Source organism: Bacillus sp. HNG (assembly GCF_003400205.1).
GTDB lineage: Bacteria > Bacillota > Bacilli > Bacillales > Bacillaceae_L > Ferdinandcohnia.
In genome coordinates this window covers 35,022-56,468 of the sequence record NZ_QUQV01000014.1, presented here as the reverse complement: position 1 = coordinate 56,468, position 21,447 = coordinate 35,022, and the positions used below count along the sequence as shown (strand labels likewise).

Here is a 21,447-nt window from a genome sequence, read left to right as displayed (position 1 = left end):
ATATACAATAGTCTAAACATACAAGTACGTATAAGGAAGGTACATAACAATGTCAAAATGGTCTCAATTAGAAGAAATGAAACCTTTTATACAGGAAGTCTGGCAGGAGTCAGGCTTTGAAGCTCCAACAGCGATACAGGAAACAGCGATTCCCGCGATCCTTGAAGGGAAGGACGTTATTTGTGAATCCCCGACAGGAACAGGGAAAACTCTTTCGTATTTACTTCCTGCTATTCAGAAGCTCGACGAAGCAAAGAGCGGCATCCAGATTGTAATCCTTGCTCCTTCCCGTGAGCTCGTCATGCAAATCCTGGAGGAAGTCCGAAAATGGACGAAAGGCACAAACATCGTAAGCGCGTCCTTTATTGGCGGTGCAAATGTTAAAAAACAGGTCGAAAAGCTGAAAGAACGTCCGCAAATCGTCATTGGAACAACAGGCCGAATCATCGAACTTATCAAAATGAAAAAAATGAAGATGCACGAGGTTACGACCGTCATTGTCGACGAAGCGGATCAGCTCGTTTCAAATGAACATCTATCCAATGTGCAAAGCATTATCAAATCAACATTAAGGGATCGCCAAATCCTTTTCTTCTCAGCGACAATCTCTGATCAAACAGAAAAGATTGCGAATTCCTTGATGAACAATGCGGAGATCATTCGGGTACAACAAACTCTCAACCAGGAAAACACATCACATATCTATTTCCTATGTGAACAACGGGACAAAATCGATGTGCTTCGCAAAATTATGTATACCGAGCCAGATAAGGCTATTGCTTTTATAAAAAGTCTCGATAAAGTAGAAGAAATTGAAGCTAAGTTAACCTATAACCATATTGATGTTGCGGTACTTGCTGGGGAAGCAAAGAAGCAGGAAAGACAGCAATCGATGAAAAACTTCCGTGCTGGAAAAATTCCGTTGTTGCTAACAACAGATGTAGCGGCAAGGGGTCTAGATATTCAGGATGTCACCTATGTGATTCATTTTGACTTTCCAAAAACAACAGAACAATATGTTCACCGCTCAGGCCGAACAGGGCGGATGGGGAAAAAAGGTGTAGTCATCTCCATCGTCAATTCACGTGAGGAAAGTTTCCTCAAAAAAATGGGGCATGACCTGGGGATCACATTTAGTAAAAAGGATTTTTACAAAGGTGATATAGTAGACGCTCGTGAGGAAAAAAAAGTGTTACCTAAAACGCGAAAATCCCCAACTACTAAAAATAGTAGAAAATCATAATTAAATCGAACAAACCATCCCAATCAGGATGGTTTGTTTTAATTCAAAAACGATTTATATTAACTTTTCCTGCTGTGCTTTTAATGCCGCCTGGAACCTGTCCTTTACGTCTAGTTTGTGGTAAATATTAGAAATGTAATTTTTAACGGTACCTTCTGATAAAAATAACTTTTGCGCGATCTGTTTATTACTAAGTCCCAAAGCAAGGCATTCAAGCACCTCTTCTTCACGCTCTGTTAAATTGTATCTTGTAATATTCTCTTGTGTGCTAGAGCCTTCGTTTCTGTTAATTTGTTGGACGAGAAGTCTTGCTAAATCTTGTGGAAGCAGTGTACCGCCCTTATGTATCAGTTTTATACCAGAAAGCAAATCCTTTGGATGTATCGCTTTTAGCAAATAGCCTTCTGCACCTATCTTTAATGCATCAATAACATGATTCACCTCTTGGAAGGTGGTTAAGATGATAATTTTTATATCCGGCCAACGCTGCTTAATTATTTTGGTTGCAGAAATTCCATTCATTTCAGGCATATTAATATCCATGAGAATGATTGTAGGTTTGTGCTGTTCACAAAGTTCAATAGCCTCAATACCATTTTTTGCTAATCCAACAATTTCAATTTCATTATCCATACTCAAAACAATTGATAGGCTTTCACGAATAAGCTCCTGGTCATCCACAAGTAAGAGTTTAATAATACTCATTTAGACTATCTCCTTTATAGGTACTGTAATTGTTAACTTAACTCCACGATATTTTCCATTTGTTATCGCAAGGTCTCCATGTAATTCTTCAATCCGTTCCTTCATTGCTGTTAATCCAAATCCGGGATTTAGTGTCTCAATTGGAGTACCGTTGTTTTCAACAGATAGAGTAACGGCGGAATGTGAAATAAGAAAATGAATAACAACTTTTGTTGCATCACCATGTCTTTTTGCGTTTGTAAGGGCTTCTTGTAAACTGCGTATAAATACAAGTTTAATTGAAGGTGTAACTGGATATTCGGTTCCATGCTTATGGAACTGAACATCTGTATCAGTATTCTCCTTGAAATTGGTAGCGATTTGCTCTAATAAAATAGATAATTTCTCTTCACTTTCAGAGGGAGCGATTTCATGGATATGCTTCCTTATATCCTGTAAACCACTACGTGAAACGTTAGCTAATAATTCAATCCTTTGTTTTGCTTTCTCAATATCCGTTTCTAGTAAGTAAGAAACAGCATCAAGGCCTACTGTGACAGAGGTAAAATGATGACCGATGGTGTCGTGAAGCTCTTTTGCAAGCCGATTCCGTTCCTTTAGCAGAGTGACTTTTTCAATTTGCTCAGCATATTGCTGTAACACTCTATTCTGTTCTTGAATCAACCTATATTGCTTATTATTTTCTTCAATGATTCGGTCTGTTCTACGTTGTGATTGGATGACATAATTGAAGCAAGCGCCGAAGCCTAAGAAGATAAAGATATCAAAGTATTGTAGCAAATAAGAAACAGTGTCCAGTGACCATAGACGTGGCAATGGAAAGATGATTAGAAATAATGGAAATGTCCATTTAACAGTCTTCTTTGTAGCTAGGTAGCCAATCATTAAAAAGGACATTAAAATCACGGAGGTTCCAAGATTCACCTGTAAATAGATGTTTAAATAGATGGATGCTCCTCCAGTAAGGACGAGCTCAGAGATTGGGTATAAGATAGGATTTTTATAACCAGGCCTCCAAAACAGATGTGGTACAAGATAACAAACAGTTAAAATGCAAACAAATAATAAATATGGTAAATCACCAAGAGTTTCAATATGAATATAGAAATAGAGCATGCCGGATAAATACCAGCAAAGCCTTAGGAAAAAAATAAACCAGTCAATCCAGATCCAATCAGGGTCTGTTTTTTTCATATCCACACCTCAATCTCCAAGACTTTTTTCCTATCTCTACCTATATTACAAGAAATTGGGGATTTCTAGTAGTCTATAAAATGAAAAATGTCATTTATGCAAATCAATTTGACAAAGTAAGTAGGGGTCATTCCGCCATAATTTCATTCACTTGTAATTTTGTGACTGGCTTCACTTTGGTCATATGACTTTTACTTTGTATGATAAGGTCATAGGAAGTTAGAAGGGACCGAGAAATATGAATAAAGACCAAATGCTTCAGGAATTGGAAGAACGTTTGAAAGGGCTGCCTGCTGATGACCGACAAAAGCTAATTGAACTATATGAGGATCTTATCGATGTAGCCAAAGAAAATCGAAACGTGAATTCAAGCTTTATGGAACCAGTTGCATTAGAAGACAATTCCGAAGTACCCCATTTAGTAGAAAAAAAATCTTATCGAAATAGCGGACGAATGATTCTTGCTTTAGTCAGTTTGATATTATTTAACAGCATATTTGTTTTAGGTCCAGCGATTGCGGTTATTTCCATCTATTTTTCACTTTGGATTATGTCTTTTTGCTTTGTGGTATCACCTCTTTTAGTTGTGACTCAGGTGTTTGTTGGAGGGTTCACTAGCTTGGAATTTTTTATTTCGATTCTGCTATGTGGAATCGGCATTCTGCTTGGTGTAGGAATGATAAAAGCAGGAAAAGGACTATATAAGATTTTTTCCATGTATGTAAATTGGAATTTAGGATTAATAAAAGGAGAATAAACAATGAGAAAAATAATGTATGGAGCGTTAATCTTTGTGTTAATCGGAGTTTTAGGCGTAATTATCACGTTGAATAATTCTGGAGTGGAGGCTTTTACCTTTAGTTCAGTAGATGTCAATGAAAAACAAGAGGTTTCTTCTAAAGGGGTTTCAAATATAATTATTGATTCAGCTGTTGATGTCAATGTTATTCCTGCAAAGAAAGACCAGATTGAGGTTGAGTTTTCAGGGAAAGTAGGTAAAAAGAGTAAGGCTTTATATAAGCTCAACATTGACGAAGTCGGTGATTCAGTAGAAATTACAATGGAAAAGAAAAACAAGTTCCAATTCATGATGTTTAATTTCACGCGTGTAAGCCTTAATGTAGAAGTCCCAGAAAAAATGTACGATTTGATTCAAATGAATGCATCTTCAGGTGATATAGCTGTCGAAGAAATTGATGCGAAAGAAATGACGATCGAAACACAATCCGGTGATATTGAAATAATGAATAGTATGATTAAAGGAAGCCTGAATCTCGAAGCATCAAGTGGAGATGTAAGGGTTAAGGATACGACTGGAAATGTTATTGACATTCAAACTAGTAGCGGTGATATTACGGCAACAAATAATAAAGCAAAGGAAATTGAATTACTAACAAGTAGTGGAGATATTGAGTCAAACAATCAAACATCTAAAAAAATGAACATCAACACATCTTCTGGGGATATTATAATCGATGCAGAAGAAATAACAGGTGATATTTCAATGGAAGCAAGCAGCGGTGACATCGATGTAAGCTTAGTACAAATACCTGATGCCTTGGAAGTTGATTTTAAAAGTAGCTCAGGCGATGGAAATGCTACTATGGAGGGAATGAAGTTTTCCGAAAAATCAGAACACCGAATTCTGGGTGAAATCGGAGTAGGGGGATATCAGATTACTGCAAGAACAAGCTCTGGGGACTTCAAAATAAGATAATTACAGCACAACATGTAGCGAAAAGGGTAAACAAGACTGAGCGTATTGTTTATCCTTTTTCATTTTTTGAAAATGATATACGTTTACATTCTGAAATAAAAGAGCCTATACTATTAGTAATAATCGAATTATTTTAGGAGGCTGGTTTTATGACCCAAAAGGTGAAAGTCGGAATCGTCGGATCCGGTAGCATTGCGAATACTCATATGAAAAGTATTATTGAAGTGCCAAACGCTGAACTTGTTGCAGTCTATTCACGAAACAAGGAAACCGTTCAAAAGCTGGCAGATACATACAATATCACGCCTTACACAGACTACCAGGACTTCTTAACAAATGCCGGAATTGAAATGGTTGCTATCGTTACACCAAGTGGAACCCATGCCGAACTTGGGATTGCAGCTGCAAAGGCAGGGAAGCATGTTGTTGTTGAAAAACCAATTGATATTACGATAGATAAAACAAATCAACTCATTGATGCATGTAAACAAGCTAACGTCACCTTAAGCTGTATATTCCAGCATCGTTTCGATGAAGCCGTTCAAGATGTTAAAAAAGTATTGAACGAAGGAGAATTTGGACAACTGAACTTTGGTGCTGCACGCACAACGATCTATCGCTCACAGGAATATTATGATAGTGGGGCATGGCGTGGTACATGGGAATTGGATGGTGGAGGTGCCTTAATCAACCAATCGATCCATTACATTGATCTGCTTCTTTACGTGATGGGTCCAGTTGATGAGGTCTATGCCTATACGGCAACCCGTGCACATGAACGCATTGAAGTCGAGGATATTGCAGTAGCGACTGTTAAATTCAAATCCGGTGCATTAGGTCTAATTGAAGGGAATACAACGGCTTATCCAGGATTTTCAACCACACTTGATATATTTGGTACAAACGGAAGTGTCATTATCGAAAATGACCATGTGAAAGAATGGAAGTTTAAAAGTGGGTTGGAATACGAGAACAAACAAACCGAAATGGAAACAAATGTGTCATCTAATATCGTAAAATCGAATCAATCCTTCGTCAAACAATACACAGACATCACGCAAGCCATTTTAGAAAATCGGGAACCACTTGTGACTGGTGAAGAGGCGAAAAAATCACTTGAATTAATCCTTGCTATCTACCAATCGGCAAGAGATGGAAGACCTGTCAAACTGTAACGACAAATGAAATGTCGTAGATGTGAAACAGCCCTGTCCCAGAATGAAACTGAGCAGGGCTGTTTTTTTATAATAAACACAATGCCATAACCGTACCGACTCCACTAAATAAAAACGCAAAGCCCATATTCCATAAGGACACCTTATATGAATTAACATGTAACAAATCTCCAGTAATCGAAACAGAAACATTAAATGGCCCCGCAATCGTTGTCGATAAAGCCGATGAAATGAGCACTAAACTTAAAGATAATGGATTAACAACCTGTAAAATAGGTTCTAAAATCGCAGTTAAGATACTTAACGTTACCAGTGGGTGAAATCCTGTAAGTGCGAGTCCAAGGAATAGAAACTGAATAAACAAAAATAAGAATAACGGATAGTGGCTTAACTTGGTAAAAGGCTCTTGCAAGTAATCTATAAAACTGGAATCTCCTAAATTGCTTGTGAAAAATCCAACCCCTAAAAAGAGGACCAAATTACTTTTTAAGCCAATGGTACGCGTCTTCCATAATGGAATCGCGTATGTTATATAGGATTTTAAACGTTTAATCAAAATCGCCCACATAAACGAAAATGGAACAATCACAATCGCAATGGTTTGTAGAAATCCATTATTTAAAAGCTTATTGACACCCACAATCACAATCATAAACAAAAGTAAATAGATCACTAACGAAAAGACCTTTTGTTTCATAAGGTGCTTCGGACTAGTAGCGGGTATTTGCTCATCCACTCCAGCAAAATCGTTTTTCTTATATGAAAAGTGACCGAACAGCCAATTGAACAAAAGTAAGATCAAGGTAAATAGGATTAACCATGGTAAAATATGAAGGTATGGAATATGCGTATATTCAATTGTTAAAATCACCAGTAATTCCATGGGGGAGACAATAATACTAAGTACATATCCTCTAAGCATCGCTTGTGCGATAAATTTATTTCGTAGCTTTTCACTAAACTGCAATACATTTTTTTCAATAACAGCCTTTACAAGAGGAAGAGTTGCGAGATTTAGAAACCCACCTAATAAAAAGGTCACAAGGGATGTTCGTCCATATAATTGTCCAAGATGATGGATGCGAACCTTTAATAGTTTACTAACTTGTTGGTCATAACGGCCGACAATGATAATGGAATTAATAAAAGGAAGTACATAAAAGATAGCTAATAGCGGGATCATGGACGACATATACAATGGAAGCTCAGTTACAACTCGTCCCTCAAAGAAAAACACGAATACTCCAATCCCGACAAAAATAACACTGATGGTGCTAAATAGCTTGGATGAACCTTTAATCGATACAAGCCATGCAACCATCGCTATGACCCCAATAAAATAGGAGAGCCAATCAACATTAATGATAAGATTAATAAAGTAAGATATAAATAATAAGCCATATAAAAATAACATGTGACCTCTCCTACGTATCTTGCTGTTTTCGATTGAATATTCACATTATAGCAGTCAAAGAAATGATTGTGTACGAAATTAAAAAATACTCCCCATTACTTATATTCATAAAACCCCATTTTTATAATGCTCTATCTTCCCCACCTAAAAAAAACACAAATTTCTCTAAAAAAATAACATTTCAAAAATATTCTCAAAAAAGTAATATTTGAATTGAGAAAACGCTTTCTTTTGAATAAGGGGGGAAACATATGAATCTGTTGAAAAAAATATATTCAATAATTGATAACGTTTTCGAGAAATTTACGCTTATAACACTAGTGTTTCTAGTCGTTATTGTTACGACGCAAGTTGTCACTAGATACTTCTTTAACTTCGTGTTTTTTTGGTCAGAAGAAGTTACGCTATTATTATTAGGATGGTTCGCCTTTATGGGGATTGCGATTGGTTTTCGCGAGTACGTTCATTTGGGGATTGATTCCTTCACTAATCTTTTTCCAAAAGGGTTTAACAAAGTATTAGATTATATTATTCATCTAAGTGTCTTTGCCTTTGGAATTTATCTTGTTGTTCAAGGATGGCAATTTACGGTTCTGATGATGGATTCTACTCTTCCAGCAACAAAGCTTCCAAGTAGTGTTACGTATCTAACGATGCCAGTAACTGGGTTCATGATATGTTTATACTCACTATTACATCTATTCAATGTAGATACAGCAAGATATCAAGAATTGGAGGAGGGGATGTAGGTGACAACCACCGCGATTGCAACTATTATCTTGGTGTCGAGTTTCGTTCTGTTGATCTTGTTTAGATTTCCAATCGCACTCACACTTGTTATTTCATCATTGCTAACAGTACTTTACTTAGATATACCTTTACCGGTTATTGGACAACAAATGGTGCAAGGGATAAATTCCTTCTCCTTACTGGCCATACCATTTTTTATCTTAACAGGACAAATAATGAGTGCCGGAGGATTAGCCACCAGGATTGTTAACCTAGCAACCTTATTGGTTGGTAGAATTCGAGGAGGACTTGCTATGGTAAATAGCGTAGCCTCACTATTCTTCGGAAATATCTCTGGTTCTGCTGTTGCAGACGTTTCATCAGTAGGGTCTGTTATGATTCCAATGATGAAAAAGAAAGGGTACGAAGCGGATTATGCAGTAGGTGTTACCATTGCATCTGCTATCCAAGGGGTAGTCGTTCCACCGAGTCATAACTTAGTTTTATACTCGTTGGCGGCTGGAGGCGTTTCCATTGCCAGCTTATTTATGGCAGGTATTGTTCCTGGAGTAATCATGCTAACTGCACTATGTATTACAGGTTACATCATTGCAGTAAAACGTGGGTATCAAAAAGCTGAGCCAGTACCAAGAAATCAAATTGGTAATATTCTTCTTCACGGAATTCTTTCGCTAAGCCCAGCAGTCATTATTTTAGGTGGGATTATGAGTGGAATCTTTACAGCTACTGAGTCTGGTGCGTTAGCTTGCTTATATTCTTTCATTCTAGCGTTTGGTGTTTATCGTGATGCACCATTTAAAACGATATGGCCAATCCTAAAGAAAACACTAAAAACAGTATCAATGGTATTCTTTTTGATTGCAGCTTCTGCAGCATTTGGTTGGTTATTAGCTTTCTTAAAAATACCAGCTGCAGTAACAGATTTATTACTAGGTATTTCAGATAACCCAATTATCATTCTATTAATCATTAACATTATCTTACTTTTACTAGGTGCGCCAATGGATATGGCACCAATGATTTTAATCATGACACCAATCCTCTTACCAGTAGTCACAAGCTTTGGTATGGATCCTGTACAATTTGGTATTATTCTAATCCTTAATGCAGGTATTGGATTATTAACTCCACCTGTTGGAACCGTTTTATTCGTAGGATGTGCGATAGGTAAAGTCTCGATCGCGCAGGGTACAAAGGCAATGATGCCATTTTTCTATGCACTACTAATCGTTCTATTAATTATCACTTATGTTCCTGGGGTTGTTATGTGGCTTCCAAATCTGCTTGCCAACTAACCTTGAGATAGGTGTAATTATAAAAAACAAAAAACATTATTTAGGGGGTATACAAGGATGAAAAGCAAAAAATTTATGGGGATTATTGCAAGTACGCTTTTAGCTACATCTGTCCTTGCAGCATGTGGTGGACAAGATAAAGCTGGGTCATCTGATGAAGGTTCAAAAAAAGAAGAAGCTAAGCTTACATTACGCCTAGCGGATAACCACCCAGTGGATTATCCAACAGTCATTGGGGACCAAAAATTTGCTGATTTAGTAAGTGAAAGAACAGACGGTAGAATTACAATTGAAGTATTTCCATCTGGACAGCTTGGAGATGAAAAATCAGTTCTTGAGCAGGTTCAACTTGGTGCGATCGATTTTGCAAGAACAAATGCAAGTCCACTAGCAGAATTTAATGATGATTTATCCGTGTTCTCAGTTCCTTACCTATTCGATAGCGATGAGCATTTATGGAATTTCTTAAATAGTGAAACTGGAACAGCACTATTAGATGGTTTACAGGAAGCAAAAATGCAAGGTCTAGCTTACTATGATTCAGGTTCTCGTAACTTCTACTCAACGAATCCTTTAGCAAGTATTGACGACTTAAAAGGATTAAAAATCCGTGTTCAACAAAGTGAAATGAACATCAAATTAATGGAAGCTTTAGGAGCAAGTGCAACTCCAATGCCATATGGAGAAGTATTCTCGGCTCTACAAACTGGAATCATTGATGGTGCAGAAAACAATCTACCAAGCTTTGACTCATCAAACCATTTCCAAGAAGCAAAACACATTATTATGGATGGTCATACACGTATTCCTGAAGTATTGTTAATGAGTAAAACTGCGTGGGATAAGCTTTCTGAAAAAGATCAAGAAATCATCAAACAAGCAGCTATTGACTCAGTAGAAACACAAAGACAAGCATGGGCTGACTATGAGAAAAAATCTTTACAAAAAATCACAGATGCAGGTGTGACAATTACAGAAGTTAGTGATGTAGCTCCGTGGAAAGAAGCTGTAACACCTATCATTGATGAGTTTACAAAATCATACCCAGAAATTGCTAAAGCAGTAGAAGCTGCAAAGTAATAAAATAAATATGAAAGACAGCCTACCTAGGAGTAACCGCTATTTACTAGGTGGGCATTTTTCATTATGATGTAAAGATAAGAGGACATCTAGACTTTCGGAAAGGAAAAATAGAGAATGCTAGGAAATAAAATTTTAGGGTTTATTGAACGTTATATCTTATTGAAAAATAAATCAATCATGACAAAGCTTTTTGTCTTTTCTAGTATTCTGGTGGTTTTTCCAGTTCTAGCTGTCGGATTAATTTCTTATAAGACATCCTCCATACAATTAGAGGAAGAATTTGAGCAATCAAGTAGACAAATTATGGAGCAGGTAGAGACTCATATCGAATATTATGAACAGGATTTTGAAATTACTAGTTTAAAAATTATTAACTCACCAGACTTTAAAGTCTTATTAGGAACAGATCATGCACTAAATAATCAAGAAGTTGCAGAATCAGCTAGAAATGTCTTAAAAAACGCAGCGTATTCAAGACCTGACATTTCAAACATCACTGCCATACTAGATAATGGGCTTGTCATTGATACACTAGGGCAGCGGAATTATTACCCAGCCACAAAAATAGAAGATGAATATTGGTATTCATCGTTACCTAAGACTGGCATGGTCATGTTAGTAAGTAGGACGTTAAAAATTAAGGACAAAGAGGAACCGGTTATTTCCCTAGTAAGACGACTGTACAATCCACATACATTGAAGCCCATAGGCATTCTTGTAATCGATATCAATTTTAGGAGAATTCGAGAAATTTCGAGTATGGTCACATTAAGTGAAAATGGGTATTTTTTTATTCTTGATAATAAAGGGCATTATGTGTATCATCCTGATTCACATAAGCTTGGTACAAGGGTTGAATACACGCAGCTATTAAAATTGGGTGTAGAAGAAAGTGGTTCATTGATTATTGAGAATGGACGAAAGGAATTCGTTTCCTATTCACTCTCTTCAAATCTTGGGTGGAGATTTTTCACAGCAGTTCCATACCAAGATTTAAGAGGTCCTATCAAAGAAATAGGAACCGTGATTACTTGGACAATCGTTATTTCTCTCATTTTCGCTTATTTTTGGGGGACAGTTTTTACCGTAAGAATCGTTCGACCAATAAGAAGGTTACAGCGTTATATGAAGGAAGTTGAAGTTGGAAACCTAAGCGGAAGAATAAAAGTTGAATCAAGTGATGAAATTGGTCAATTAACACGTGGATTTAATAATACAGTTGAAAGACTTTCAAATCTATTGGAGGAAGTCTATGTTTCAAAGCTAAATGAAGCTGAACTATCACTTTATAAAAAAGAGACCGAATTAAAGGTACTTCAGTCACAGATTAATCCGCATTTTTTGCATAATTCCCTTGAAACCATTAGGGGGATGGCACTAGAAGAGGGGAAAGAAGAGATTGCAAGTATTTCGTACTCACTAGGAAAGCTGTTACGATATAATTTAAGAAATAATTTACCCATCGTAAGTTTTGGGGAAGAAATAAAAGTTGCGGAACTGTATTTGCAGATTCAAAAGTATCGTTTTGAGGAACGGTTTACGTATTCATTTGTAATTCCAGATTGGGTAAAGGATCAAAAGGTTGTGAAATTCTCCCTTCAACCAATCCTTGAAAATTGCTTTGCTCATGCATTTGGAACGAATTTTGAAAATATCAAGATTACCATTAAAGTAGAATTATCCTCGGAAGCGAACTATATCATTCGAATTATTGATAATGGAAAAGGAATGGACGAGGAAGTTTTAGAAGAGTTGGACCGAAAACTAGCACAGCATACAATTAACTTAGACGGGCAGCACATAGGGATTATGAATGTTCATCAAAGAATACGATATTTGTTTGGTGAACAGTATGGAGTTTCAATAGAAAGTCAAAAAGGGGTCGGTACTCAAGTAAATATCACATTACCTCTCATTGAAGATAAGGATGTGGTGTCAAATGAAAATGATTTTACTCGTGGATGATGAGAGATGGGTACGAAAAGCATTAATATGGACGATTAATCAATTAAATCTACCATTAAAAGTCGTTCACGAATGTAGCAATGGCCTTGAAGCACTTGATTGGGTAAAAGAAAATCAGGTAGATCTAATCCTAACTGATATTCGTATGCCGATTATGGATGGCATTCAATTCGTAAAAGAGCTAAATAATCTTAATCATACAATGGATGTTGTTGTCATAAGTGTTCATGACGAATTTCAATTTGTCCAGCAAGCGATTCGGAGCGGTGTATTTGATTATTTATTAAAGCCAATCGATGAGGAAGAGTTAAGAGCTTGCCTCGAAAAGTGGTTGGAAAAAAGCTCTAATTCTGAGAGTAAAGAAAAAGACGGGACTGAAGAAAATCTTCCAGCATCTACAATTGAAAAAGTACTAGAATACATTTCAAAAACACCTATAAACCAACTGAATTTAAAGGATGCGGCAAATCATGTTCACATGAATCCAAGCTATCTAAGTCAATTGTTCAAGCAACAATTAAATAAAAAATTTGTTGATTACGTGACCGAAATTAAAATACAAGAAGGTAAGAAGTTATTGGTAAACACCACCTTAAGAATGTCTGAAATTGCGGACAGACTTGGGTATGCGGATGTGGCTTACTTCAGCAATAACTTCAAGAAAATAACGGGACTTTCTCCCTCTGATTACCGGAAAATAAACATTGAGCAATAAAAAAGAGGCTAGATGGAAATAATCTAGCCTCTAAATATGTTTGCATCGGGCACAGGAAATTCGTTCATTTATTTTAGGGGTTAAATGTTTAATAGATGGTGTCATTTCTTTTGTCTTTATTCGGTTTAAAAGGGTATTTACCATATTGCTTGCAATTTCCTCAACAGGCACACCAACACTCGTTAAAGGGATCTCTAAATTCGCCATTTGAGGGATATTATCGTAACTTATCACAGAAATATCCTTTGGGATAATGAAGTTTGCCTCTCGCAATGCACGAACAACCCCAGCGCTGATATCATAACTTGAGCCCACGATCGCGGTTGGCGTGGAAGTATTTGATAGTAATCGTTTGGTAGCTACATATCCATCATACCAACCAAGTCCAGCTGTATTGATAAAATTTTGATTGGTAATCGGAAGGTTAAAGGTATTCATCGCTTTTTTGATTCCAAGAAATTTTTCGGATTGTCGGTCATCAATTGGGGAAAAATCACCGACATAGGCAATATGTCTGTGCCCAAGATGATATAAATACCCTATTGCCATTTCCATAGCAGCCTGATAATTCACATCGATTACGGAATGGTTATGATTTCGACTAACTCCATACGTTACAAGTGGGATGGTGACCGAATCTAGAATGTCATGATTCTGCTCATCAAATACAATCACCCCATCCACCTGAAATCGCTTAAACATATCTAGTGATTCTTCGATGGAGTTGATAGATAAGATCATCGAATAGGAATTTTCCCTTATTTCTTCATTGATTTTTGTGACTAATGTAGAAGGGGCAATCCGTTCTAAGGTTGGCCAAATTAACCCAATGACTTTTGATTGCTTAGATACCAGCTGTTGGGCAGCAAAGTTTGGCTCATATCCAAGTTCCTTAGCGATTTTTATAATTTTATTTTTCGTATCAGGTTTTACTAAAGGGCTATTGTTCAACGCTTTTGAGACAGTAGAGTAACTGACACCTGCCACTTGAGCAATATCCTTGATTGTGATATTCATGAAAAACCACCTATTATTCTAGATCATATTATAATTAACAACGTTATTAAAAATAATATCATTTAGTCTTCTTTTTTTACAATTGATATTTGAAAATATCGGTAAAAGGGCTTGAAAACATGCTTTGTTTAATTTAAGATGAAGATGGAATAACAACGTTGTTATTTTAATTTATAAAGAAAAAATTGTAAACGATTGCTTGCGCTTTCATAAGATTTACATATGGTATGGTCTAAATAATGGAATTATAGACTTCCTTATTATTTCCTACCTTTTGGGTTACTATAAAAAATAAAAAGCAGGTGGACACGATGAAAAAATTTATGGATGAAACATTTTTACTGTCAAACGACACTGCGGTAGCATTGTACAATAATTTCGCAAAAGATCTGCCGATTATTGATTATCACTGCCATTTAAGTCCTCAGGAAATTTATGAAAACAAAACCTTCAAAAATATAACGGAAGCATGGCTATACGGTGACCACTATAAGTGGAGAGCTATGAGAGCGAACGGAATTGAAGAAGAGTATGTAACAGGCAATGCATCAGATTATGATAAATTTGTTGCGTGGGCGAAAACAGTTCCAATGACAATCGGGAACCCGTTATTCAACTGGACTCATCTTGAGCTTCAACGCTTCTTCGACGTTCATGAAATTTTAAACGAAAAGTCAGCTCCAGCTATTTGGGAAAAAGTAAACAGTAAGCTTACAGGCGAAGGCTTCGGTGCAAGAGACTTAATTAAAAAGTCGAATGTAGAAGTGATCTGTACAACTGACGATCCAACCGACTCTCTAGAATATCACAAGCTTATTGCAGAAGATGCAAGCTTCGATGTAAAGGTATTACCAAGCTTCCGTCCTGACAAAGGGCTAGAAATCAACCAAGACACATTTGTTGGTTGGGTGCAGAAGCTTAGTGAAGTATCGGGAATTGAAATTTCAAGCTATGATGATTTCTTAAAAGCATTAGAAAACCGAATTGAATTCTTCCATTCACTTGGCGGATGTGTATCTGACCATGCTCTTAACACAATGATGTATGAGCACTCAACAAAGGAAGAAGCGGCAGCAGCATTTGAAAAAGGATTCAAAGGTGAAAAGGTTTCTGTAGAAGAAGAGACTAAGTATAAATCCTATACATTGGTTTTCTTAGGAAAAGAGTATGCAAAACGCGACTGGGCGATGCAATTACATATTCACGCATTACGTAACAACAACACACGAATGTTTGGCAAACTAGGACCAGACACTGGTTATGACAGCATCAATGATGGTGAATTAGCTCGACCATTAAACCAATTCCTTGATGCACTTGCTACTGATGATTTACTACCAAAAACGATTCTGTATTCATTAAATCCAAACGATAACTACATCATTGGAACAACAATCGGTAACTTCCAAGGTGGAGGTAAGCCAGGTAAAATGCAATTCGGAACAGCTTGGTGGTTCAACGACCAAAAAGAAGGTATGCTTGAGCAAATGAAAGCATTAGCAGCCCTTGGCTTGTTCAGCCGATTCATCGGGATGCTAACAGACTCAAGAAGTTTCCTATCTTACACTCGACATGAGTATTTCCGTCGTTTAGTTTGTAACCTAATCGGAGAATGGGTAGAAGACGGAGAAGTTCCAAACGACATGGACTTACTAGGAGATGTTGTTAAAGGAATCTGCTACCAAAATGCAAAAGAGTACTTTGAATTTTAAAAAATGAACAACCGTTGATAGCTCGCCAGTTTGGCGGGCTATTTTCATCTCTCAATGATATACTAGCGGTAGTGAATTTTCGAATGAAAGGGAAGGGAATCATGGACAAAAAACTTCCACCAAATCATGAGCATGTTGACGACGAAATGATCAAGCTTGAGGTAAATCTTGATAATATGTCTGGCGAATGGCTCGGCTATCTCATGGATTTATTATTTGATGCAGGGGCAAATGACGTCTACTACACCCCAATCTATATGAAGAAAAACCGACCAGCTGTCCTTCTTCAGCTTCTTTGCTCAAAAAATAAATTAGATAAAATGAAGGAAATCCTATTTGCTGAGACCACCACACTAGGTTTACGGTATTATCCATTGACTGTTCACCGCCTCGAGCGAATTTTTACAGAAGTAATCACAAAATGGGGAAAAGTCACGATCAAAGAAGGAATTTTCGCGGGAGAATCGGTTCAAAAGTCTCCTGAATATGAAGATTGTCGCCGTATAGCCGAAGAACACGGCGTTCCATTGAAAAAAGTGTATGAAGAGGTGTGGAAGGAGATTAATAATAGGTGATTGCGGTTGTTTGTGGGGGAAATACGGGCTCTATTTGGAGCCGGCCCTTCACTATTTTAGGAATACTGCCGCTAGCTTCAAAAATGAAATAACCCACTGACGCCAGTGGGTTACATTTTACATATCATTCAATTCCAGCTGAATATATTTTTTCGTATTCGGTCCATAGATCCCATCATCGGCAAGAGCAGCATACATCGATTGAAATCTTCGAACAGCATCCTCCGTTAACGGACCATAGCTACCATCAATCATTTTAGGATCAAAGTTGATATGCTTTAAGGCACGTTGGATCATGCGAACCTCTTCGCCCTTGTCCCCACGTCCCCAAACGCCATCAGGAAGTGGGAATTCTTCGTGGGTTGAATTGCCCTGCTTAATAACTTCCTCTAGCTTCCTCAAAGTCGCTTGACCAACTAGACCATCCACGGCTAACCCATATCGTTTTTGAAACCGCATGACTGCAGTCTCTGTTTCAGGACCAAAACTCCCATCCGCACCATAACGAGGTAATGGGAAACCAGCTTTAATTAAATCTTGTTGAATTTCCTTAACAAAGGCACCTGTATTACCTCTTCGAATTGGAAGTCGTGTTGACACTCCTGCAACAACAGGTTTTGGGTTGCTCGTCGGAATTCCTTTAAAATCGCGATTATATGATTCTTGTACATCATTTATAAATTCTTCCCAAGACACACCATGTGGCCGCAGCGCATTCTGTGGGTCTGATCTACGCGAAGGATCTAAAGTACTATGCGCAACGATATGTCTTTTTGGATCTAAATTGAACTTGTCACATAAATAAGCATGGTACCAGACATATCGATTAAATGCCTCTTGGAAATTAATTTTCCCTCCGTGACAAAACTCCACACCAATGGCTGCATCATTTGCATCATCACCAAACATTCTATTATCTGTCGTTACATTGTAGCGGACATGCCAGGCTTTCTCAGTAAGTGGAATGATTTCTAATATATATTTATCATCAATAAACGCATGGGCAGAAGCACTTGGCTGTGATCGGTCAAAATAATTTCGATTTCCATAGGCCGTTGAACCTGGATTCCCTGTATCATGACTTACGATAAAACGGACCTTTGAAATCTTTTGACCAGAACGTGAATTTCCAAAACGAATATAATCTCTAGTAATTGGATACTCCATTTCATTCACCTCCATGAACTATGAGTATTACAATCCATTTATTTTATGCCTTTAATGTTTGTAACGTGCCAAAATAGGCTTGGTTCCTGGTGTTGACAAGCCTATTGTTGGTATGGAGGTTAATTCGGACAAGAAGTGGAAGTGACTATGAGCGTAATGTCAAAATGAGATTAAAATTTGGACAAGGAGTAGGAGGAACCTAGGGTGTGCAGACAAAATGGGCTATGAATATGGACAAGGAGTAGATGGAAGCGGGGGAGAGTGTCAGAATAAGGCGTTGCTTTTGACAGAGGAAGCGAAAATCTGGGTAGAAGAGTCTAAATGAAGCACTCATTGGGACAGAGGTGAAAGGAAAAAAGCATGCAGAGTCCAAATAAAAGCATCAATTCGGACAAAACAATCAAATGAATCACTTATATGGTCTTAAAAACAATGTTCCTTCATTTTAAAAACAAACCAGAGGGAATAGCTCTTCTCCTCCCTCTGGTTTGTATTAAACCCTATTTCTTTTTCCGTTTCTTCGCTTTAGCATCTGCTGCGTTAGAACGTGCTAGTGCCTCTAAATCATCCTGGTCAGCAAGTTCACGTGAGAACTCGACATCACGACCGTCTGATTTCATATTCTTTGGAACCTGTGGTAGGCTCCCTTTGTTTTTATCTCGTGTTTTTTGTCCTCTTGAACGTCCCATTATCAACACCATCCTAACCAATAATGGAGAGGTCGCTTAGACAACCTACTCAATTATAGGATGACCTTGATGGCAGGCTTCATAAGTGGAAGATACTGATATGTATTACTTTTTCGTCGTATACCCGCCGGCACGATCTGCCATTTTAAATTCCCTAGAATAAGTTACAGCCTGCATACTGCTTAATGTGCTTTTCGACTTTTCACGCCTTTTATCTTTTGGCATCAAAGTTCCCTCACTTTCTAAGTAATGTAGTATTATTTTATCCATCCAAAAAAATTCCAAACAAAAAACCCGTTAAAAAACGGGTTCAAGTTTAAGCTTCCTTCAAATGTTCTTCTTCAGAAATATGTCCAACACGCATCGTGTGTAATGTATATAAATCCTTTGATACTTCAAATAGGTTGTAAATATCGCCGTTGGCGTTGAGTTCATCAAGTAAAGACTTTCGCGTTTCATTTGCTAGAGTAACATATGGGAGTTTTTGAACGGCCATCATCGAGCGCTGATTAACTTTACGAACTCTCATAAAAATCGTTTCAATCCCAAGTTCAAAAAAGAGTTCAGCAAAGAATGCATCTTTAGCAGGTTGGTTGTAGCCTTTACCATGAAATGGTTTACCAAGCCAAGTGCCAAGGAAACCTGCATTTTCTTGGATATCGAATAAATTAATCGTTCCGATTGGAGAGCCCCACTCATCTAAAATGGTACGTGAAATTAGTTCACCTCGCTCTTCTGCCTCAATCGTTTGCTTGGTTAAAAATAAAAACTCTTCGTAAGAATATGCCTTTTGACGCACAAAAGGAAAGACATCCGGGTGCACCATTAAGTCATAAAGAGCTTGACTATCTTGAAGTTCACGCTTTTTTAGCATCAGTTTCCCCTCCAAATGAGGACAGACCGGACCTGTGGCCAGGATCCACCCTCGAAATTTTTTGTGTCATTAAAAAATTTCGGGGTGGGAATCGAACCCACTAGAACCAGTGAAACTGGTGGCGCACCATTTGCCTTCCCTAAAGTTAGCCATTTTGCGTTGGCCAAATTTAAGTTTTTTATTTGATTTGTTAGTTAAATAATTTTACTTCACTTAAGGTATCATACTCGAATCTTTTGTAAAAATAAATAGGTTTTTTGTGAAATTTTTGTATCAAATTATTGGTAATTTCGACCTTTCTGTGGAATTTTGCACCCTTGTGTCGAATTACCCTCTGAAAATGTCGTTTAATGCCTTTTCAACAGTTTCATAAGTAAAAGAAAAACCATTTTCAACAAGTTTTTTAGGAAGTACTTTTTGTCCTTCCAGCACTAAAATGCTCATTTCACCGAGTAAAAGCTGTAAAGCAAATCCGGGTACAGGAAGCCAATGTGGTCGATGAAGAACGGTTCCTGCCGTTTGACCAAATTCCTTCATTTGCACTGGATTTGGTGCCGTGAAATTAATAGGTCCACTTACGTTCTCCTGATGTAAAAGAAAATCAATTCCTTTTAATACATCATCAATATGAATCCAGGATAGCCACTGTTTCCCAGAGCCAATTGTACCTCCGATAAAAAACTGATAGGGGAGGACGATCCGTGTTAGGGCACCGCCGTTAGCACCTAGCACAACTCCAAATCGTAAGAAACAAGTCCTCACACCCAATGTAGTGGCTTGATTTGCTTCCTGTTCCCAAGCAGAAACTGTATTGGCGAGAAAATCATTCCCAATCTGAGTAACATCTTCCGTAAAAGTCTCACTCTCAGAGATTCCATAAATACCTACTGCACTTGCATTCAATAATACCTTTGGCTTTTTTTGTAATGAAGAGAGGATGCGAACAATTTCCTTTGTTGCAGTCACCCTACTCTCCAAGATTCTTTTTTTACGGGCTTCCGTCCATCTTCCACTATTCAAGGATTCTCCCGCCAGGTTAATAACGGCATCAACATACTGAAGTTCAATTTCAGGAGCACTATTCACCTTTAGCCACTCTACAAAAGATAGCCTAGGGTGATGACTTGCTTTGGCTGCATTTCTTGTTAAAATAAATACTTCATGATTTTGGTCTAAAAGATAATCTGTAAGGCTTTTCCCGACAAAGCCTGTTCCTCCTGCAATTGCAATTTTCATGGTTTTCTTCCTTTCCATCTCTTTTCCTAGATAATTCAATAAGTTTTCCATATATCCTTCAAAAATCTTGTGCTACTATTATAGGGAGGTGTAATTCAAATGGCGATAATAGCAAAAATCACAACTCAAAAGAAAAACACGGAACGCTTTAATATTTATCTTGATTACGGGAATGGCAAGGGTGAAGAATATGCTTTTAGCGTTGATCAAGATATTCTAATTTCCTTTCAACTCAAAAAAGGGATGGAACTGGATGACCTTGATATTACAGAAATCCAATTTGAGGATGAAGTAAAGAAAGCCTTTAATTTGGCGTTGAACTTTTTATCATATAGAATGCGATCAAGGAAGGAAGTCATTGATTATCTGAAGAAGAAGGAAGTAGATGATCCAATTATTCCTGATGTGATGCATAAGCTTGCTGAGTATAAATATGTGAATGATGACGAATTTGCAAAAGCCTATGTTCAAACGCAAATCAATACAACTTCAAAGGGACCTGAGGTTATCAAACAAGAGCTCTTTGAAAAAGGAATTGACCCGGACATCATAACAAAAAGTCTTGATCTTTTTTCAATGGACGAGCAAATTGAAAAAGCCATTAAACTGATTATAAAAACGATCCCTAAAAGCAATAAAGCTTCAGAACGCCAAACCAAACAAAAGCTTGAGCAAACTCTTCAAAGGAAAGGCTATTCATGGGATGTTATTCAAATCGCCATGGAAGAAGCGGAAACCGAAAAAGATACGGATGAAGAGTGGGAAGCCCTAAAGCATCAAGGGTTGAAAGCCCATCGTAAATATGAAAAATTGGATGGATGGGAATATGAACAAAAAATGAAGGCAGCCCTTTTCCGAAAAGGCTTTGATTTAGATATGATCGACAAACTCATTGAACACATGAAGGACGGAGAGAACTGA

21 protein-coding genes and 1 pseudogene are annotated in these 21,447 nt (G+C 37.4%); 12 read left to right on the top strand and 10 right to left on the bottom strand.

Annotated features, from left to right (window positions below; genetic code table 11):
- Positions 1 to 49 precede the first annotated feature (49 nt).
- Positions 50 to 1,243 carry a DEAD/DEAH box helicase gene (locus tag DZB84_RS19940; RefSeq protein ID WP_116354076.1) on the top strand — a complete coding sequence of 398 codons (1,194 nt, stop codon included), beginning with the start codon at positions 50 to 52 and terminating at the stop codon, positions 1,241 to 1,243.
- Positions 1,244 to 1,297: 54 nt separating this feature from the next.
- On the opposite strand, the gene DZB84_RS19935 is transcribed toward DZB84_RS19940, so the two are convergent.
- Both DZB84_RS19935 and DZB84_RS19930 read right to left on the bottom strand, forming a co-directional pair.
- On the bottom strand, positions 1,298 to 1,948 hold the full coding sequence (locus DZB84_RS19935) for a response regulator (protein WP_116354075.1): 651 nt from the start codon (positions 1,946 to 1,948) through the stop codon (positions 1,298 to 1,300).
- Positions 1,949 to 3,142 (bottom strand): sensor histidine kinase, encoded by a 1,194-nt coding sequence (locus DZB84_RS19930; protein WP_223254516.1) that lies wholly within the window; start codon positions 3,140 to 3,142, stop codon positions 1,949 to 1,951.
- Positions 3,143 to 3,380: 238 nt separating this feature from the next.
- Here DZB84_RS19930 and DZB84_RS19925 point away from each other — a divergent pair, with 238 nt between their 5' ends.
- The 3 genes from DZB84_RS19925 to DZB84_RS19915 all read left to right on the top strand — a co-directional run bounded on the left by DZB84_RS19925 (position 3,381) and on the right by DZB84_RS19915 (position 6,034).
- Complete coding sequence (locus DZB84_RS19925) at positions 3,381 to 3,899, top strand: DUF1700 domain-containing protein (RefSeq protein ID WP_116354073.1); 519 nt, start codon at positions 3,381 to 3,383, stop codon at positions 3,897 to 3,899.
- 3 nt (positions 3,900 to 3,902) lie between these two features.
- Positions 3,903 to 4,859: a DUF4097 family beta strand repeat-containing protein gene (locus DZB84_RS19920; protein WP_116354072.1), complete on the top strand. Its 957-nt coding sequence runs from the start codon at positions 3,903 to 3,905 to the stop codon at positions 4,857 to 4,859.
- 149 nt (positions 4,860 to 5,008) lie between these two features.
- A complete protein-coding gene (locus DZB84_RS19915; protein ID WP_116354071.1) occupies positions 5,009 to 6,034 on the top strand; it encodes a Gfo/Idh/MocA family protein in 1,026 nt (341 codons plus the stop codon).
- Positions 6,035 to 6,101: 67 nt separating this feature from the next.
- Here the strand turns inward: DZB84_RS19915 and DZB84_RS19910 are convergent, their stop codons facing one another.
- Positions 6,102 to 7,448, bottom strand: coding sequence for a hypothetical protein (locus DZB84_RS19910; protein ID WP_116354070.1), 1,347 nt, complete (start codon positions 7,446 to 7,448; stop codon positions 6,102 to 6,104).
- Positions 7,449 to 7,699: 251 nt separating this feature from the next.
- Here DZB84_RS19910 and DZB84_RS19905 point away from each other — a divergent pair, with 251 nt between their 5' ends.
- From DZB84_RS19905 to DZB84_RS19885, 5 genes are all read left to right on the top strand, one after another.
- Positions 7,700 to 8,197: a TRAP transporter small permease gene (locus DZB84_RS19905; protein WP_116354069.1), complete on the top strand. Its 498-nt coding sequence runs from the start codon at positions 7,700 to 7,702 to the stop codon at positions 8,195 to 8,197.
- Positions 8,198 to 9,493 (top strand): TRAP transporter large permease, encoded by a 1,296-nt coding sequence (locus DZB84_RS19900; protein WP_116354068.1) that lies wholly within the window; start codon positions 8,198 to 8,200, stop codon positions 9,491 to 9,493.
- Positions 9,494 to 9,550: 57 nt separating this feature from the next.
- Positions 9,551 to 10,573 carry a TRAP transporter substrate-binding protein gene (locus DZB84_RS19895; protein ID WP_116354067.1) on the top strand — a complete coding sequence of 341 codons (1,023 nt, stop codon included), beginning with the start codon at positions 9,551 to 9,553 and terminating at the stop codon, positions 10,571 to 10,573.
- Between the two features lie 117 nt (positions 10,574 to 10,690).
- Positions 10,691 to 12,541 carry a sensor histidine kinase gene (locus DZB84_RS19890; protein WP_116354066.1) on the top strand — a complete coding sequence of 617 codons (1,851 nt, stop codon included), beginning with the start codon at positions 10,691 to 10,693 and terminating at the stop codon, positions 12,539 to 12,541.
- A complete protein-coding gene (locus DZB84_RS19885) occupies positions 12,516 to 13,256 on the top strand; it encodes a response regulator transcription factor (protein ID WP_116354065.1) in 741 nt (246 codons plus the stop codon). Before DZB84_RS19890 ends, DZB84_RS19885 begins: the two co-directional genes overlap by 26 nt.
- A 30-nt stretch (positions 13,257 to 13,286) precedes the next feature.
- Here the strand turns inward: DZB84_RS19885 and DZB84_RS19880 are convergent, their stop codons facing one another.
- Positions 13,287 to 14,273, bottom strand: a complete 987-nt coding sequence (locus tag DZB84_RS19880) for a LacI family DNA-binding transcriptional regulator (RefSeq protein ID WP_116354064.1) — start codon at positions 14,271 to 14,273, stop codon at positions 13,287 to 13,289.
- A gap of 311 nt (positions 14,274 to 14,584) precedes the next feature.
- Here DZB84_RS19880 and uxaC point away from each other — a divergent pair, with 311 nt between their 5' ends.
- Positions 14,585 to 15,985, top strand: a complete 1,401-nt coding sequence (gene uxaC / locus DZB84_RS19875) for a glucuronate isomerase (RefSeq protein WP_116354063.1) — start codon at positions 14,585 to 14,587, stop codon at positions 15,983 to 15,985.
- 101 nt (positions 15,986 to 16,086) lie between these two features.
- On the top strand, positions 16,087 to 16,560 hold the full coding sequence (gene larC2 / locus DZB84_RS19870; protein ID WP_116354062.1) for a nickel pincer cofactor biosynthesis protein LarC2: 474 nt from the start codon (positions 16,087 to 16,089) through the stop codon (positions 16,558 to 16,560).
- Between the two features lie 117 nt (positions 16,561 to 16,677).
- Here the strand turns inward: larC2 and DZB84_RS25570 are convergent, their stop codons facing one another.
- The 6 genes and pseudogenes from DZB84_RS25570 to DZB84_RS19845 all read right to left on the bottom strand — a co-directional run bounded on the left by DZB84_RS25570 (position 16,678) and on the right by DZB84_RS19845 (position 20,526).
- Complete coding sequence (locus tag DZB84_RS25570; protein WP_278186156.1) at positions 16,678 to 17,160, bottom strand: peptidoglycan-binding domain-containing protein; 483 nt, start codon at positions 17,158 to 17,160, stop codon at positions 16,678 to 16,680.
- A 54-nt stretch (positions 17,161 to 17,214) separates the two neighbouring features.
- Positions 17,215 to 17,727 (bottom strand): annotated as a pseudogene (locus tag DZB84_RS25565) (peptidoglycan recognition protein family protein); the annotation flags it as partial.
- A 500-nt stretch (positions 17,728 to 18,227) separates the two neighbouring features.
- Complete coding sequence (locus tag DZB84_RS19860) at positions 18,228 to 18,416, bottom strand: YfhD family protein (RefSeq protein ID WP_116354060.1); 189 nt, start codon at positions 18,414 to 18,416, stop codon at positions 18,228 to 18,230.
- A gap of 105 nt (positions 18,417 to 18,521) precedes the next feature.
- A complete protein-coding gene (locus DZB84_RS19855; protein ID WP_116354095.1) occupies positions 18,522 to 18,641 on the bottom strand; it encodes a YfhE family protein in 120 nt (39 codons plus the stop codon).
- Positions 18,642 to 18,732: 91 nt separating this feature from the next.
- Entirely contained in the window at positions 18,733 to 19,290 is a 558-nt protein-coding gene (locus DZB84_RS19850; protein WP_116354059.1) for a GNAT family N-acetyltransferase, read from the bottom strand.
- A 327-nt stretch (positions 19,291 to 19,617) separates the two neighbouring features.
- The gene (locus DZB84_RS19845) at positions 19,618 to 20,526 is read right to left on the bottom strand and encodes a TIGR01777 family oxidoreductase (RefSeq protein ID WP_116354094.1); all 909 of its coding nucleotides are present in this window, start codon (positions 20,524 to 20,526) and stop codon (positions 19,618 to 19,620) included.
- Between the two features lie 99 nt (positions 20,527 to 20,625).
- Here DZB84_RS19845 and recX point away from each other — a divergent pair, with 99 nt between their 5' ends.
- Entirely contained in the window at positions 20,626 to 21,447 is an 822-nt protein-coding gene (recX, locus tag DZB84_RS19840) for a recombination regulator RecX (protein ID WP_116354058.1), read from the top strand.